We start from the raw sequence: 15,358 nt of genomic DNA, 5'->3' as shown, positions 1-15,358 counted from the left end.
GAGAGTCCGCCGCCATGTACGAGCTGTCCCGGGTCCGCCTCTACTCGATCGGGCCTGCCGGTGCGCGCTACGCCGACACCGTGCTTGACCTGCGTGGAGTGGGTCAGCCGGTGCCCGACCCCGCGCCCACCCAGGCGGAGTTCTTCGAGGAGGAGCCCGTCGGGCCGCCGCGTCGCCCGGCGCCCGCGGGCGTGCTCTTCCTGGAGAACGGCGGCGGCAAGTCGGTGCTGCTCAAGCTGATCTTCTCGGTGATGCTGCCGGGCCACCGGAACACACTGGGCGGCGCGAGTTCCGGTGTGCTGCGCAAGTTCCTGCTCGCCGACGACTGCGGGCATGTGGCGCTGGAGTGGCAGCACACGCTGACCGGCGAGTGTGTCGTCGTCGGCAAGGTGAGCGAATGGCGGGGGCGGCAGGTCTCCAACGACCCGCGGAAGTTCGCCGAGGCCTGGTACTCGTTCCGGCCAGGTCCGGGACTGAGCCTGGACAATCTGCCGGTCGCCGAGGCCACCGCCGTACGGGCGCCCGTGGAAGGCGCGTCCGGGGCGCAGGGCCGACGGCGCACCATGAAGGGCTTCCGGGACGCGATCACCGAGGCGGGCAAGGCGTACCCGCACCTCGAAGTGCACTGGGAGGAGATCCACGACCGCTGGAACGAACACCTCGGCGACCTGGGCCTGGACCCCGAACTCTTCCGCTACCAGCGGGAGATGAACGCGGACGAGGGTGAGGCCGCCGGTCTCTTCGCGGTGAAGAAGGACTCCGACTTCACGGACCTGCTGCTGCGCGCGGTCACCGACACCCGGGACACCGACGGGCTCGCCGACCTGGTCGGCGGTTTCGGCAACAAGCTGGGCCGGCGTGCCGAGCTCATCGCCGAGCGGGACTTCACGGCAGGCTCTGCGGACCTGCTCGGGCGGATCGTCGAAGCCGCCGGGGCACGGGCACGCGCACGTGACATCCATGCGGGTGCCGAGCGGCGTACGCGGACACTGGCCAGGCGCCTGTCCGCGCGAGCCGTGCGGGAGCGGGGCCGGGCCGGCGAGCTGGCCCAGCGGGTCACCGGCGCCGCGCACACCGTCACCGAGGCTGAGAGTGCCCGTTCCACGAGCTCGCTGATCGCGGCCGAACTCGCCTACCGGCACGCCTCGTTGGCGCTCGCCGGAGCCGAGAAGGCAGCGGCCGCGCAGAAGCGTGAGCTGGCCGACGCGCGCACCCTGCACTCCGCCTGGCAGGCCGCCGAGGCCGTACTGCGGCATCGCTCCGCCGCCGACCGCTCCGCGCGTGTGGCCGCCGCGATCCGCGAGGCCGAGCGGGACGCCGCGCCGGCGCTCGCCGCGCGGGCCAAGGCCGCCGTCGATCTCGTACGAGCCCTGCACCGCGCCGCTGACGGTGCCGAGGCGCTCGCCAACGAGGAGGAGGAGCGGTCCGCAGGACTCCAGGAGGTCGGCGAGACGGCTCACTCGGACGCGACCGCTGCCGCCACCGCCGCGCAGCGCGCCCGCAGTGAGGTCGGGCATCTGCGCCAGCGCCTGAGCGAGGTCGAGCAGGAGACCGCCGAAGCGGTGCGGGCCGGCTGGCTCGACGACAGTGCCCCCGACGCCGACCCGGCGCGGGCCGCGCTCGCCGCAAGCGACGCCGAGAAGACGGCCGTCGCGGCCTGGGACACCGCCCGGGAGGCCTCCCGGCGCGCCTCCGAGCACGCCCGCGAGGCGGCTTCCGCGGCGTCCCGCGCGGAACTGACGGCGGCCCGCGCGGCGGACGCGGCGACGGCGGCCGAGCGGTCGTACGAGGCCGAGCGGGGCACCGCGGAGGGGCTGGCGGGGGAGGAGCGGCTGGCGGAGTTGCTGAGCCTGCCGGGTGCCTCCGGCGGGGGGCGCGGTGGGGTGCCGGTTCCCCGGGCGGGGGCGACGGGTTCCCCCGGAGGCCGGGGTGTGGGCAGCGCCTCCGACCGCGCCGACGACGACACTCAGGGCGGTGCCCGTACGGCGCGCATTCGCCCCGGCGCGGGTGACACCGCCGATGAGGGCGATGCCGGGCTTGATGGGCAGGGTGCCTCTGGCGGGCGCAGCAAGGACGGAGGCGCGGTCAGCGGGGCGGCAGGGCTCGGGGCGGCGGGCGCGGCTCAGGGAGAGGCCTGGGCGACGGCCGAAGGCCCCCTCGCTCCCGAGCAGTTGGACCACTTCGCCGACGAACTGCGGGAACTGCTCGACGACGGTGTCGCCTCCGCCGAGCGCCATCTCTTCGACCTGCGGACCGCCGCGGCCGACGACGCACGGATCCTCGGGGCGCTCGGCGACGGGGGCCTGCTGCCGCCCGGCCCGGACGTGCTCGCCACCGTCGAGTTCCTCGGTGAGCACGGGATTCCCGCGCTGCCCGGCTGGCGCTACCTCGCACAGGCCGTCGACCCCGTCGACCACGCGCGCGTACTGGCCGCCAGGCCCGAGCTGGTCGACGGCGTGATCATCACCGACCCGGACACGCACGCCCGGGCGCGCGAGGCGCTCAACGACGCCGCGCTGCTGCCGAGGTCCGCCGTCGCCGTAGGCACCGCCGCCGCGCTGCTCGCCCCGACTCCGGCACCCGGCGCGGGTGACGGTGACGTCTTCCTCGTACCGCCGAACCCGGCCATGCACGACGAGCACGCCGCCGACGAGGAGCGACAGGCGCTGCGCACGCGCACGACGCAGCGGGACGAGGAGATCCGCACACTGGCAGGGCGGCTCGCCAAGGACCGTGAACTGGCGGCGCGGCTCGCGTCCTGGCGCACCGGCTGTCCCACCGGGCGGCTCGTCGAGCTCGCCGCAGCGGCTCGGGACGCGCGTGCGTTCGCCGAGGAGGCCGAGGCCGAGCTGGCCGAGGCGCGCACCGTGCGGGCCGAGGCCGACGAGGCAGCGGCCGAGGCAGCTCTCGTACGGGACGAGCGGCAGGAGGCCGCGCAGCGCGCCCGGCGCGCAGCCGACGCCCTCGCGGGGCTCGCATTCCGGTTGCGCGAGCGCGCCGGTTGGCAGGTCAAGCTGCGCGAACTCGCCGACGAGGCAACGGAGTCGGAGGCCCGCGCCCAGGTCTGCCTGGAGCGCGCCCGCGCCGCCGACGAGGACCGCCGCGCCGCCCAGCGCGCCGCCGACGACGCCCGCCGCACCGCCCGCGCGCTGCGCGCCGAGCGCGCGGAGATCGCGGGCGCTCCCGACGACGTACCGGAAGACGAGTCGACGGCCTCGAAGCCGTCCCTGCCCGCCCTGCGCGAGGCCTACCGGGCCGCATCGCAGCTGTACGAGAAGGTCGGTGTCGGCGCCGACCTTCGGGCCGAGCAGGCGCGGGCCGAGAGCGAGGAGAGCGCGGCGCTGGCCGAGTGGGAGCGGCTCAGCAACAAGGTGCGTACGCGCGCGGGGCAGCTCCTGGAGTCGCCGGACGGTTCCGACGGGCCGTCCCGGCAGGCCGCGGCCGCCCGCGCCGAGGAGTTCGTACAGCTCCTGGAGACCCGGATGTCGACCGCGAGCGAGCAGCTCGGACGGCTGCGCGGCGAGGCCGAGCGGCATGCGCCCGAGGACGGCGAGGCCCACACAGTGCTGTCGGAGGAGCTGGTCCCGCGCGACGCCGAGCACGCGCAGGTCCTGCTGCGCACGGCCACCGGTGAACTCGCTTCCCGTACCGAGGCGTTGAGCCAGGCGCGCGAAGCCCACGCCGAGCTGCTCGACGCCCACCGGGCCGCCGAGGACGCGGGCGGGGGCTTCGAAGAGACCGCCGCCCTGCTCAGAGATCTGCTGCGCGAGCACTCCGACGAGGAGCAGGAGGAGCCCGAGCCGTACCCCGGCAGCCTCGAAGAGGCACGGCACTCCGCCGCCGAGGCCCGCCGCTCCCTGCGCGGCTGCGCCACCGACCTGTCCGCCGCCGAAGCCGCCGTCCGAGAGGCCAGTGACATCCTCGTACGGCATGCCAACTCCACGCGGTACGAGCAGGTGCGCACCCCGGCGCGGCAGCAGATCCGTGAGCTGCCCGCGTCCGCACTGCCCGAGCACGCACAGAAGTGGGCGGACGCCTTCGCGCCCCGACTGCGGGTGCTGACCGACGAGTTGGAGCAACTGGAGCGCAATCGCGACTCGATCGTGGACCGGCTGCGGGGGCTCGTCGAGTCGGCGCTCGCCACTCTGCGGTCCGCACAGCGGCTGTCCCGGCTGCCGGAGGGGCTCGGCGAGTGGTCCGGGCAGGAGTTCCTGCGTATCCGCTTCGAGGAGCCCGACCAGGCCACGCTCGCCGAGCGGCTCGGCGAGGTCGTCGACGAGGCCACCCGCGCGGCGGTCAAGAAGAACTCGGACATGCGCCGAGACGGCATGTCACTGCTGCTGCGCGGAGTCGGCGCCGCCCTCCAGCCAAAGGGCGTCGCCGTCGAGATCCTCAAGCCGGACGCCGTCCTGCGCGCCGAGCGCGTCCCCGTCGGGCAGATGGGTGATGTGTTCTCGGGCGGTCAGCTGCTCACCGCCGCCATCGCGCTCTACTGCACGATGGCAGCGCTGCGCAGCAACGACCGGGGTCGCGACAAGCACCGGCACGCGGGCACGTTGTTCCTCGACAATCCCATCGGGCGCGCCAACGCGACGTATCTGCTGGAGCTCCAGCGGGCTGTGTCGGATGCGCTCGGTGTCCAACTCCTTTACACGACGGGGCTGTTCGACACGACCGCGCTCGCCGAGTTCCCGCTCGTCATCCGGCTCCGCAACGATGCCGACCTGCGGGCCGGGCTGAAGTACATCAGCGTGGAGGAGCACCTCCGGCCGGGGCTGCCGCGTCAGGCTGCCGCCGAGGAGGCCGGGCACAGTGAGATCACGGCTACGCGGATGTTCAAGCGCCCGGCGCCGAGCGTTCCGTAGACGAACGGTTGTGGGGGACCTGCGGGCCGGTTGTGGCTGGTCGCGCAGTTCCCCGCGCCCCTAAAGGGGCGTTTTACGCGTCCTCCTTCAAGAGGTCCGCGCACTTCTCGCCGATCATCATCGTCGTGATGCACGGATTGACGGAGATGAGGTCCGGCATCACCGAGCCGTCCGCGACCCGCAGACCCTCGACCCCCTTGACCCGCAGCCGCGCGTCGAGCGGGGCGGCGGCGTCGTCGTCCGCGCCCATCTTCACGGTGCAGGACGGGTGGTAGACGGTGTTGTGGGTCTTGTGGATGTAGTCGAGCAGCTCGTCGTCGGTCCGCACGGCGGGGCCGGGGGCCAGCTCCGCACCCGCCCAGCCGCTCAGCGCGGGCTGGGACGCGATCTTCCGCGCCAGCTTCAGGCCGTACGTCATCACGCGCACGTCGTGCTCGTGCGTGAAGTAGCGCGGGTCGACCATCGGCTTGTCCCGGTAGTCGCGGGTGCGCAGCCGCACGGTGCCGCGTGACTTGGCGCGGGTCACGTTCGGGGTGAGGCAGAACGCGTTCTCGGACGTCGGATAGCCCCAGCGCGCGGTGTTCATGTCGAACGGCACCGAGCCGTAGTGGAACATCAGGTCCGGGCGGTCCAGGCCCGGTTCGGTGTCGTAGAAGATGCCCGCCTCCCACCACTGGCTGGACGTGGTGGGCATGGGCTGCTTGGCGTCCCACATGATGACGCCCTCGGGGTGGTCCTGGAGGTTCTCGCCGACGCCCGCCGAGTCCACGACCACTTCGACCCCGACCTCGCGCAGCTGCTCGGCGGGTCCGATGCCCGACAGCATCAGCAGTTTCGGCGTGTCGATGGATCCGCAGGACACGATGACCTCGCGGCGGGCGCGTACCGTCCGGGTGTGGATCAGGTCCGGGTCCAGGTACTCGGCGCCGATGCAGCGACGGCCGTCGAGGACGAGCTTCTTGGCCCGGACCCCGGTGCGTACCTCCAGGTTGGGCCGTTTCCCGATGATCGGGTGGAGGTACGCCACCGACGAGGACTGCCGGATGTTGTTCTCGTCGGAGTTGATCTGGAACCAGTTGGCGCCGCGGATCACGGTCTTGCCGGTGTTGAAACCAGTGGTGGGAATGCCCGCCTGCGCGCACGCCTCCAACAGGGCGGTGCCGCAGGGGTCTTCGCCCTTCAGCGTGCGCAGCTTCACCGGGCCGGTGCGGCCGTGGTGGTCGCCGGGAGCGTCGTTCGACTCCAATCGCTGGTAGAGCGGGAAGAGTTCGGCCGCGCTCCACCCCGTACAGCCCGCCGCCGCCCAGTCGTCCAGGTCTTCGGCGGGCGCCCAGAAGGCGATACAGGAGTTGTGCGAGGAACAGCCGCCGAGCACCTTGGCGCGGGCGTGCCGCATGAAGCTGTTGCCGCTGGCCTGCGGCTCGACCGGATAGTCCCAGTCGTAGCCGGACTCAAGGAGGCCCATCCAGCGCTCCAGTTTCATCACGTCGTCGTCGCCGACGTCGCTCGGTCCCGCCTCCAGCACGCACACCGTGACGGACGGGTCCTCGGAGAGCCTTGCCGCGACCACGTTGCCGGCCGTACCGCCACCGACCACTACGTAGTCGAACTCATCTGGGTTCATGGGGAGTTGACCTCCTTGAGTCAGACGCTTACTCGGTTCGCTTGCTCAGTCGTTTACTCAGTCGTTCGCTCGGTCGCCCACGTTGGGCGCCTACTCGGGTGCCGAAGCGTCCTCGGGCGGGGCCGGCGCGGCCTGCGCCAGCTGGTGCTCGGTGAGCACCCCGGTCCGGTGCCGCTGCACGAACCAGTAGTAGGCGAAGCCGCCTCCCATCACGATGCCGACGAAGAGGAGGGCGCCCCATTTCAGGTACCAGTGGAACGGGGCGGTCGCGTTGTAGACCGCGGCGCGCGGCCAGAGCAGGTTGATCGTCATGGCCGTGCCCCACAGCACCGCGAGGATGTTGACGAGCAGCCCCCAGCGGCCGAGCGAGAACTTGCCGTCGCCCGCGGGCTGCCACTGGCCGCGCAACCTGGCGACCAGCATGGGCACGGTGACGCCCAGGTACGCGAGGTAGATCATGATGATGCCGATGCTGGTGACGACCGTGAAGATCTGCGGCTGACGGATGTTCACCACCAGGATCGCCAGCGCGAGTATGCCGATGATGACCGCGGGCAGGACCGGGGTCTGGAACCGCGGATTGACCTTGGCCAGCTTGGACGCGGCGGGCAGGTTGTTGTCGCGGGCCATCGCGAAGGCCAGCCGGATCGCCGCCGTGTGCACGGCCAGGGCACACACCGTGACCGCGATGAACACGCACCACAGCATGGCCTTGCCCGCGTCCTCGCCGAGCACGTCGAGGACGATGTACTGCAGGCCGTCCGTGGACAGTTGCTCGCCCGTCAGGCTGGAGACGCTCATCAGGGCGAACAGCAGGACGAGTCCGCCGAGCACGAACGAGGCGATGATGGCGCGGAGGATGGCGCGCGGCGCGTTGCGCGAGGGGTCGACGGACTCCTCACCGAGCGACGCGGCCGTGTCGAAGCCGTACATCACGTACGCGGACGCGAGCGACGCGACCAGGAACGCGCCGAGGTAGCCGCCGGGCATGCCCGTTCCCGTGCCGTTCGTCTCCATGACGACCTGCGGACCGCGCGTGATGTGCACCGCGAACAGCACGATCAGTACGACGGTCGCGATCAGCTCGATGAAGACGCCCGCCGTGTTGATTCTGGCCATCAGCTTCACACCGAGGGCATTCACCAGGGTGGTGAAGACAATGAGTACGGAGGCCAGCAGCACGGCGTTGGTGGCGACGTCGTACTTGCCCGTGCCGTCGCCCACGAACTGGAACACGGAAGAGATCTGAGGAAGCGTCAGCTGATATGCAAGGGCCACAGCGGCGATCGACACGATCGAGGCGAGCAGCATGGTCCAGCCCGCCAACCAGCCGATGTGCGGGTTCCCCACCTTCTTCGACCAGTTGTAGACGGAGCCGGCCACGGGATAGCGGGCGGCGAGTTCGGCGAAGCAGAGCGCGACCATGAACTGGCCGATGAAGACCATCGGCCAGGACCACCAGTAGGCGGGTCCGCCGCTGGCGTAGCCGAAGTAGAAGAGCTGGAAGGTGCCGGTGAGGATGGAGATGTAGCTGATGCCCGCGGCAAAGGTGTGGAAGTTGCCGAGGGTGCGCTTGAGTTCGGGTTTGTACCCGAACTCGGCCAGTTCCGAGTCGTCCTCGTGTTGCTCGGGTGGCTGAGCCGTGGTGGTCATGAGCGGCCTCCTGAAAGAGGGGAGTTCTCCCGGGCGGGAGGGGAGTGCGGCTCGTGCGGGGTCGTAGGTGTGTGCGGGTGCTGGATCATAGGACTGATCGGCGAGCGCTGGATCGTTCGCCGATCAGCGAGTTCCGGATTATAGGGTTCCGATTGGTCGAACCGGCGGGTGGGTTGGTGGTTCGACCAGCAGCTGGGCCGGTGGTCGAATCGTCTAGTGGACTGGTGGTTCAACCGGCGGGTGGACTAGTGGTCGAACCAGTGGATGGGCCAGTGGCCGAACCAGTGGATGGATGAGCCATTGGCCGGGCTAGTCGAACCAGCCCTGCGGACTCGGATTCGTCGTACGCCAGATGTGCTTCGTCTCGCGGTACTCGGCGAGACCGGCAGGCCCGAGCTCCCGCCCGAAGCCGGACTGCTTGTAACCGCCCCACTCGGCCTGCGGGACGTACGGGTGGTAGTCGTTGATCCAGACGGTGCCGATGCGCAGCGCGGACGCGACCCGCTGCGCCTTCGCCTCGTCGGAGGTGAAGATCGCGCCGGCCAGCCCGTAGATCGTGGCGTTGGCCAGCCGTACCGCCTCCGCCTCGTCCGTGAACCGCTCCACGGTGAGGACGGGCCCGAAGGACTCCTCCTGGACGACGGACATCCCGCCGGAGCACTCGTCGAGCACGGTCGGCAGGTAGTAGAAGCCTTCCGCGTGCGGAGGATCGGCAGGCCGCGTCCCGCCGCAGCGCAGCACCGCGCCCTCCTCAAGACCCTTGGCGACGTACGCCTCGATCTTCGCCCGGTGTGCCGCCGAGATCAGCGGCCCGGTCTGTGCCCGCTCGTCGAACGGCCCGCCCAGCCTGATGAGTTGGGCCCGGCGTACGACCTCGTCCACGAACCGGTCGTGCAGCGAGTCCTCGACCAGGAGCCGGGCGCCGGCCGAGCACACCTGCCCGGAGTGCAGGAAGACGGCGGTCAGCGCCATGTCGACGGCCGTGTCGAAGTCGGCGTCCGCGAAGACGATGTTCGGGTTCTTGCCGCCGAGTTCGAGGGCGACCTTCTTGACCGTCCCGGCCGCCGCGGCCATGAGCCTGCGGCCGGTCTGCAGACCGCCGGTGAAGGACACCAGGTCCACGTCCGGGTGCTCGCCCAGCGGTGCGCCGGCCTCGGGCCCCGCGCCGAGGATCAGATTGCCCGCGCCGGCGGGCAGTCCGGCCTCCTCCAGGAGGCGCATCAGATGGATCGCGGTGTGCGGGGTCAGCTCGCTCGGCTTGAGGATGAAGGTGTTGCCCGCCGCGATCGCCGGGGCGACCTTCCAGGCAGTCTGGAGCAGCGGATAGTTCCAGGGCGTGATCAGCGCGCAGACGCCGACCGGTTCGTATACGACCCGGCTGTCGACGCCCTCCGAACCCGTCTCCACGACCCGGCCGCCCTCGCTCGCCACGAGCCGCCCGAAGTAGCGGAAGCAGTTCACGATGTCGTCGATGTCGTACTCGCTCTCCACCAGCCGTTTGCCGGTGTCGAGGGATTCCGCGCGGGCGAGCGCCTCCTTGTCGCGTACGAGGAGATCGGCGACCCGCAGCAGCAGATCGCCGCGCTCGTTCGCGGGCGTATGGGGCCAGGGGCCCTCGTCGAAGGCGCGGCGCGCGGCCGCGATCGCGTCGGCCGTGTCCTGGCCGCCCGCCTCGTCCACTTCGGCGACGAGCGAGCCGTCGGCCGGGCAGCGGATCTCGCGGGTCCGTTTCTCCCGGGCACTCGTCCAGGCGCCGTCGATATAGAGATCAGCCATCCATGCCTCCCAGCATGCCTATGAGCCACTCGTGGAAGATCCCGATGTGGTGCTCGGTGGGCACCAGGACCCCGCCCCGCCGGTAGGCGCGGGACGCCATCGCGGGCTGCGTACGTTCGCAGGCCTCGAAGTCCTGAGCGTTGACTCGATGGAAGAGTTCCACGGACTTCGACACATCGGCGCCCGACGCGACGACCTCGGGTGCGTAGAGCCAGTCGCACTCCACGACCGTGCGGTCCTCGGCGAGGGGGAACATGCGGTGCAGGATGACATGGTCCGGGACAAGGTTGATGAAAACGGTCGGTTTGACAGTTATCGCATAGTAACGACGGTCCTGATCGTCTGCTACTGCGGGCAGCTTCGCGAATCCCTCGCTGCCGTCGACCGTGAAACCCTTGATCTCCTCGCCGAACTCGGCGCCGTGGCCGACGTAGTACTGGGCGGCGTAACCCTCGGCGAACTCCGGGAGCACGTCGGTGAGCTCGGGGTGGATCGTGGCGCAGTGGTAGCACTCCATGAAGTTCTCGACGATCAGCTTCCAGTTCGCCTTCACGTCATAGGTGATGCGTTTTCCGAGGGCGAGGTTCTCGGTGCCGTAGTGCTCGATGGCCGCCGCGTTGCCGAGCCGCTCCACGGCCGCGCCCATCACGGTCTCCTCGAAGGACGCCGGCTCGTCGGCCAGGCACACCCAGGCGTAGCCGAGCCACTCCCGCAGAGCCACCTTGACCAGGCCGTATTCGGTGCGGTCGACGTCCGGCATCTTGATCAGGTTGGGCGCGGCGACCAGCTTGCCGTCGAGGTCGTACGTCCATGCGTGGTACGGGCACTGGAGGTTGCGGCGCACCTCGCCGGACTCCTCCGTGCAGAGCCGGGCCCCGCGGTGACGGCAGATGTTGAGGAACGCGCGCAGTTCACCGGTGCGCGAGCGGGTGATCAGGACGCTCTCGCGGCCGACCTGGACCGTGCGGAAGGCGCCGGGCTTGTCGAGATCTGCCGAGCGGACGGCACAGAACCACATCGACTCGAAGAGCCGTTCCTGTTCCGCGCGGAAGATCTCCGGATCGGTGTAGTAGTGCCCCGGGAGGGTGGCGATCAGGCTGGGGGAGAGGGGGCTCGGGGAGATGGGGGTCGTCGTCACGTGCGTACTCCTCAGGCGGGCGCGGCGGCGAGGCGGTGGGGGTCGAATAGGCCGATCGGGTGCTCGGTGCTGCCCTGCAGGGCCAGGTCGGCGAGGATCTCGCCGACGACCGGCACGAACTTGAAGCCGTGCCCGGAGAACCCGCAGGCCACGGTGACGGACTCCGGGTGCGCGGGGTGCCGCGCGATGACGAAGTGCTCGTCGGGTGTGTTGGAGTACATGCAGGTGGCGGCCTTGAGGAAGGTGCCAGGCAGGTCGGGGATACAGCGGGCCATGTGGTCCGCCATGGCCTGGATCTCGTCCTCGTGCACGGTCCGGTCGATGTTCTCCGGGGTGCACTCGACGCCCTTGCGGAAGAAGGCGACCTTGGCGCCGAGATCCGGTCCGTCGATGGACGGGAAGCCGTAGGCCTGGACTCCGGCCGCGTCCTCCCAGATGTAGATGGGGTGGTTCTCGGGGAGGAACGGCCGGACCCCGGTCGTCGGCTGGAACCAGTACATGACCTGCCGCTCGATGGTGAACGGCACCCCCACATCGGTGAGCAGCTGCGGCGCCCACGCCCCGGGGCAGATCACCAACTGGCCCGCCGTGTAGGTGTTCTCGGCCGTGTGGACGCGTACTCCGTCCTTGTACGGCTCCCAGCGCGTCATCGGCTCCTCGAAGTGCAGGTCGGCGCCCTGGCGGGTGGCGAGCTGGAGGTGCGCGGCGACGGTGTTCTCGGGTCGGATGAACCCCGCACGGGCCTCGTACAGCGCGACCTCGTCGTCGTTCGGGTTGAGCGTCGGGAAGCGGCGGCGGATCTCGGTGGCGTCCAGGATCTCGTGGGGCAGGTCCCACTGCGTGGCGGAGCGCAGCGAGCCGGAGACGGTCAAGGAGTCGGGGGTACCGATCATCACGCCGCCGCAGAGAGTCGCGATGTCTCGCCCGGTGGCCCGCTCAACCTCGTCGTACAGCTCGTACGCGCGCAGCAGGAGCGGTACGTACGCCGGGTCCTCGAAGTAGGACTGGCGCGTGATCCGCGAACCGCCGTGACTGGAGCCGCGGTTGTGGACCGGACCGAACTTCTCCAGGCCGAGCACGCTGGCGCCCCGGGCGGACAGGTGGTGGGCGGCGGCGCTGCCCATACCGCCGAGACCGATCACGATCACGTCGTAAGTCGGGGACACGGAAAGCCTCCTGAGGGTGTGTCAGCGGCGGATGCGGGTCATCTTCGGGTCGAAGAGCGGCTCGTCGGCGACGGTCGCGGCCACCTTCTGGCCGAAGTACTCGATGTGCACACCGGTGCCGCTCGCGAGCGCCGGCAGCCAGGCGTACGCGACGCAGCGGCCCAGCGTGTAGCCGTACGAGGCGCTGGTCACGTAGCCGACCGGGGCACCGTCGACGAACACGGGCTCCTTCCCGAGGACCACGGCGGCCGGGTCGTCGAGGAGGAGGGGGGTGAGTTTGCGTGCCGGTTCCGCTGTGGCCAGACCGTGCAATGCCTCCTGGCCGACGAACCCGTCCTTGTCCATGCGGACGGCGAAACCGACGCCCGCCTCGTAGGGGTTGTGCTCGTCCGTCATGTCGACGCCCCAGGCGCGGTAACCCTTCTCCAGGCGAAGGGAGTTGAAGGCGGAGCGCCCGGCCGCGACCACGCCGTGCCGCTGTCCCGCCTCCCACAAGGTGTCCCAGAGCCTGAGTCCGAGGTCGGCGCTGGTGTACAACTCCCAGCCCAGCTCGCCGACGTACGACAGGCGCATCGCCGTCACCGGGACGTGCCCGAGGTAGGTCTCCTTCGCCCGGAAGTAGCCGAAGCCCTCGTGCGAGAAGTCGTCGCGGGTCAGCGGCTGGACGAGGTCGCGGGCGAGCGGGCCCCAGACACCGATGCAGCAGGTGCCGGAGGTGATGTCGCGGATGTGTACGTCGTCGGGGGCGTGCCGGGTCAACCAGTCCAGGTCTGTGGGGGAGTTGGCGCCCACCTGGAAGCGGTCCGGGGCGAGGCGCGCGACGGTGAGGTCGGAGCGTACGCCGCCCGTCTCATCCAGGAGCAGGGTGTACGTGACCGCGCCGGGCTTCTTGCGGAGGTTGTTGGTGGTCATGCGCTGGAGGAAGCCGAGGGCGCCGGGGCCGGTGACTTCGAGGCGGCGCAGCGGGGTCATGTCGTACAGCGCGACCTTCTCGCGGGTCGCCTTCGCCTCGGCGGCCGCGATGGGCGACCAGTAGCGGGCCGACCAGGCGTCGCGCTCGGGAAGGGGGCCGAGCGCGTCGACGAGCGGGGCGTTCGCCTCGTACCAGTGCGGGCGCTCCCAGCCGCCGCCCTCCAGGAAGTGCGCGCCGAGTTCCTGCTGCCGGGCGTAGAAGGGGCTGACGCGCAGGGGGCGCGGGTGCTCCATGGGCTGGAGGGGGTGGAGGATGTCGTACACCTCGACGAACTGCTGTGAACCGCGTTCACGGACGTACGACGGTGAACGCTGCGCATCCTCGAAACGCGTGAGGTCGCACTCGTGCAGGTCGATGGAGGCGCGTCCGTCGACCATCCACTCGGCGACGGCCTTCGCGACCCCCGCGGAGTGGGTGACCCAGACGGCCTCGGCCAGCCAGAAGCCGCGCAGTTTTCGCGACTCCCCGAGGACGGGCATACCGTCGGGAGTGAAGGAGAAGACTCCGTTGAACCCCTCCTCGATCTCCGTCTCGCGCAGGGCCGGCATCAGCCAGCGGCAGTCGTCCCAGCTCGGCGCCCAGTCCTCCTGGGTGAAGGGGAAGGAGGACGGCATGTCCATGTCGTTCGCGCGCGCCTCGTCGTACGGGAGGATCGCGAACGGGTCGACGGTGAGCGGCTTGTGGGCGTAACTGCCGATGCCGATGCGGTCGTTGTGCTCGCGGAAGTAGAGGTCGCGGTCCTGGAAGCGGAGGATGGGCCTTTCGGCTTCTTCTGTCGCGCCTGCCAGTTCGGGGAGCCGGTGAGTCTTCGCGTACTGGTGCGCGAGCGGCTGCAGCGGGACCTCGACTCCGGCCATGCGGCCGATGACCGGGCCCCAGAAGCCGGCGGCGGAGACGACATGGTCGGCGGGGAAGGAGCCGCGGTCGGTGACGACGGCGGTGACTCTTCCGTCCTCCTGCTCGATGCCGGTGACCGTGTGGCGGTCCAGGAAGCGGGCGCCCTTTTCGACGGCGCGTGCCATCTGGGCGCGGGACGCGAGCACGGCGCGGGCCAGACCGTCGTCGGGCGTGTGGAAGCCGCCGAGGACGGTCGACTCGTCGATGAGTGGCCAGAGTTCCTTGCAACGGGCCGCGCTGACGACCTCACCGCGCACGCCCCAGGCGGCGGCATAGCCGGCCTTGCGATGCAGTTCGGCCAGGCGCTCCGGCGTGGTCGCGAGCTCCAGGCCGCCGACCTGGTTGAAGCAGGAAACCCCGTCCACCTGGAGGGAGTTGAACTTCTCGACCGTGTAGCGGGCGAACGCGGTGAGCGTCTTGGACGGGCTCGTCTGGAACACCAGCCCTGGCGCGTGCGAGGTGGAGCCGCCCGGGGCGGGCAGCGGCCCCTGTTCGAGAACGGTGACATCGGTCCAGCCGCGGGCGGTCAGCTCGTCGGCGAGCGAACAGCCGACGATGCCGGCGCCCACGATGACCACGCGGGGATGGGTTTCGGGCGTACTGGACATGCCCCTCCTTGCCGGGGTGGGGAGCGAACGCGCTCAGGGCGTGCGGACGTTGGGCCGCTCGGCGGCGACGGTGGTGTCTTCACCGTGTCCGGTGCGGACGACCGTGTTGCCGGGGAGGGTGAGTAGCCGGTTGCGGATGGAGGCCTCGATGGTGGGCCGGTCGGAGTAGGAGCGGCCGGTCGCGCCGGGGCCACCGTGGAAGAGGGTGTCCCCGGTGAAGACCGTGTCCAGGAACGGAACGTAGAGCGAGCAACTGCCCCAGGTGTGGCCCGGGTTGTGGATCACCTGGATCTCGATGCCGGCGACGGTGATGCGCTGGCCGTCGGTCAGCTCACCGTCCGGCTTGCGGTCGGGGTGCGTGGCGGCCCACAGCTCGTGGTCCGCGGGATGCAACAGGACGGGTGCGCCGGTGAGTTCGGCGAGTTCGACGGCCGCGTCGACGTGGTCGTCGTGCGCGTGGGTGCAGACGATCGCGGTCACCGCACGGCCCCCGACGGCCTGGTGGATCGTACGGGCGTCATGGGCGGCGTCGACGATCAGCACCTCTTCGTCGTCGCCGAGGAGCCAGACGTTGTTGTCGACGTCGAAGGTGTCACCGTCGAGGCTGAACGCGCCCGAGGTGACGACGCGTTGGACTCGCACGCCGTGGCTCTGTCGA

General features: G+C 70.5%; 8 protein-coding genes. 1 reads left to right on the top strand and 7 read right to left on the bottom strand.

Annotated elements, in window-relative coordinates; genetic code table 11:
* Nucleotides 1–14: 14 nt before the first annotated feature.
* Entirely contained in the window at nucleotides 15–4,865 is a 4,851-nt protein-coding gene (locus tag OG219_RS08725; RefSeq protein WP_266824582.1) for a hypothetical protein, read from the top strand.
* 73 nt (nucleotides 4,866–4,938) lie between these two features.
* On the opposite strand, the gene OG219_RS08720 is transcribed toward OG219_RS08725, so the two are convergent.
* From OG219_RS08720 to OG219_RS08690, 7 genes are all read right to left on the bottom strand, one after another.
* A complete protein-coding gene (locus OG219_RS08720; protein ID WP_266824580.1) occupies nucleotides 4,939–6,489 on the bottom strand; it encodes a GMC family oxidoreductase in 1,551 nt (516 codons plus the stop codon).
* Nucleotides 6,490–6,579: 90 nt separating this feature from the next.
* Complete coding sequence (locus OG219_RS08715) at nucleotides 6,580–8,142, bottom strand: APC family permease (protein ID WP_266824578.1); 1,563 nt, start codon at nucleotides 8,140–8,142, stop codon at nucleotides 6,580–6,582.
* A 309-nt stretch (nucleotides 8,143–8,451) separates the two neighbouring features.
* Complete coding sequence (locus OG219_RS08710; RefSeq protein WP_266824576.1) at nucleotides 8,452–9,918, bottom strand: aldehyde dehydrogenase family protein; 1,467 nt, start codon at nucleotides 9,916–9,918, stop codon at nucleotides 8,452–8,454.
* Entirely contained in the window at nucleotides 9,911–11,056 is a 1,146-nt protein-coding gene (locus tag OG219_RS08705) for an aromatic ring-hydroxylating dioxygenase subunit alpha (RefSeq protein ID WP_266824574.1), read from the bottom strand. Before OG219_RS08705 ends, OG219_RS08710 begins: the two co-directional genes overlap by 8 nt.
* An 11-nt stretch (nucleotides 11,057–11,067) precedes the next feature.
* Nucleotides 11,068–12,222, bottom strand: a complete 1,155-nt coding sequence (solA, locus tag OG219_RS08700) for an N-methyl-L-tryptophan oxidase (RefSeq protein WP_266824572.1) — start codon at nucleotides 12,220–12,222, stop codon at nucleotides 11,068–11,070.
* A gap of 21 nt (nucleotides 12,223–12,243) precedes the next feature.
* Complete coding sequence (locus tag OG219_RS08695) at nucleotides 12,244–14,700, bottom strand: FAD-dependent oxidoreductase (RefSeq protein ID WP_266824570.1); 2,457 nt, start codon at nucleotides 14,698–14,700, stop codon at nucleotides 12,244–12,246.
* A gap of 33 nt (nucleotides 14,701–14,733) precedes the next feature.
* Entirely contained in the window at nucleotides 14,734–15,342 is a 609-nt protein-coding gene (locus OG219_RS08690; protein ID WP_266824568.1) for an MBL fold metallo-hydrolase, read from the bottom strand.
* Nucleotides 15,343–15,358 lie beyond the last annotated feature (16 nt).

Origin of the sequence: Streptomyces sp. NBC_00038 (genome assembly GCF_026343635.1) — a bacterium.
Taxonomy (GTDB): Bacteria; Actinomycetota; Actinomycetes; order Streptomycetales; family Streptomycetaceae; genus Streptomyces.
Note: the sequence above shows the minus strand (reverse complement) of the source record. Positions and strands in the feature narration are given on the sequence as shown.

Coding starts and splice junctions, on each gene's coding strand:
- OG219_RS08725 (WP_266824582.1), top strand. CDS start 15: ATGTACGAGCTGTCCCGGGTCCGCCTCTACTCGATCGGGCCTGCCGGT.
- OG219_RS08715 (WP_266824578.1), bottom strand. CDS start 8,142: ATGACCACCACGGCTCAGCCACCCGAGCAACACGAGGACGACTCGGAA.
- OG219_RS08695 (WP_266824570.1), bottom strand. CDS start 14,700: ATGTCCAGTACGCCCGAAACCCATCCCCGCGTGGTCATCGTGGGCGCC.
- OG219_RS08710 (WP_266824576.1), bottom strand. CDS start 9,918: ATGGCTGATCTCTATATCGACGGCGCCTGGACGAGTGCCCGGGAGAAA.
- OG219_RS08720 (WP_266824580.1), bottom strand. CDS start 6,489: ATGAACCCAGATGAGTTCGACTACGTAGTGGTCGGTGGCGGTACGGCC.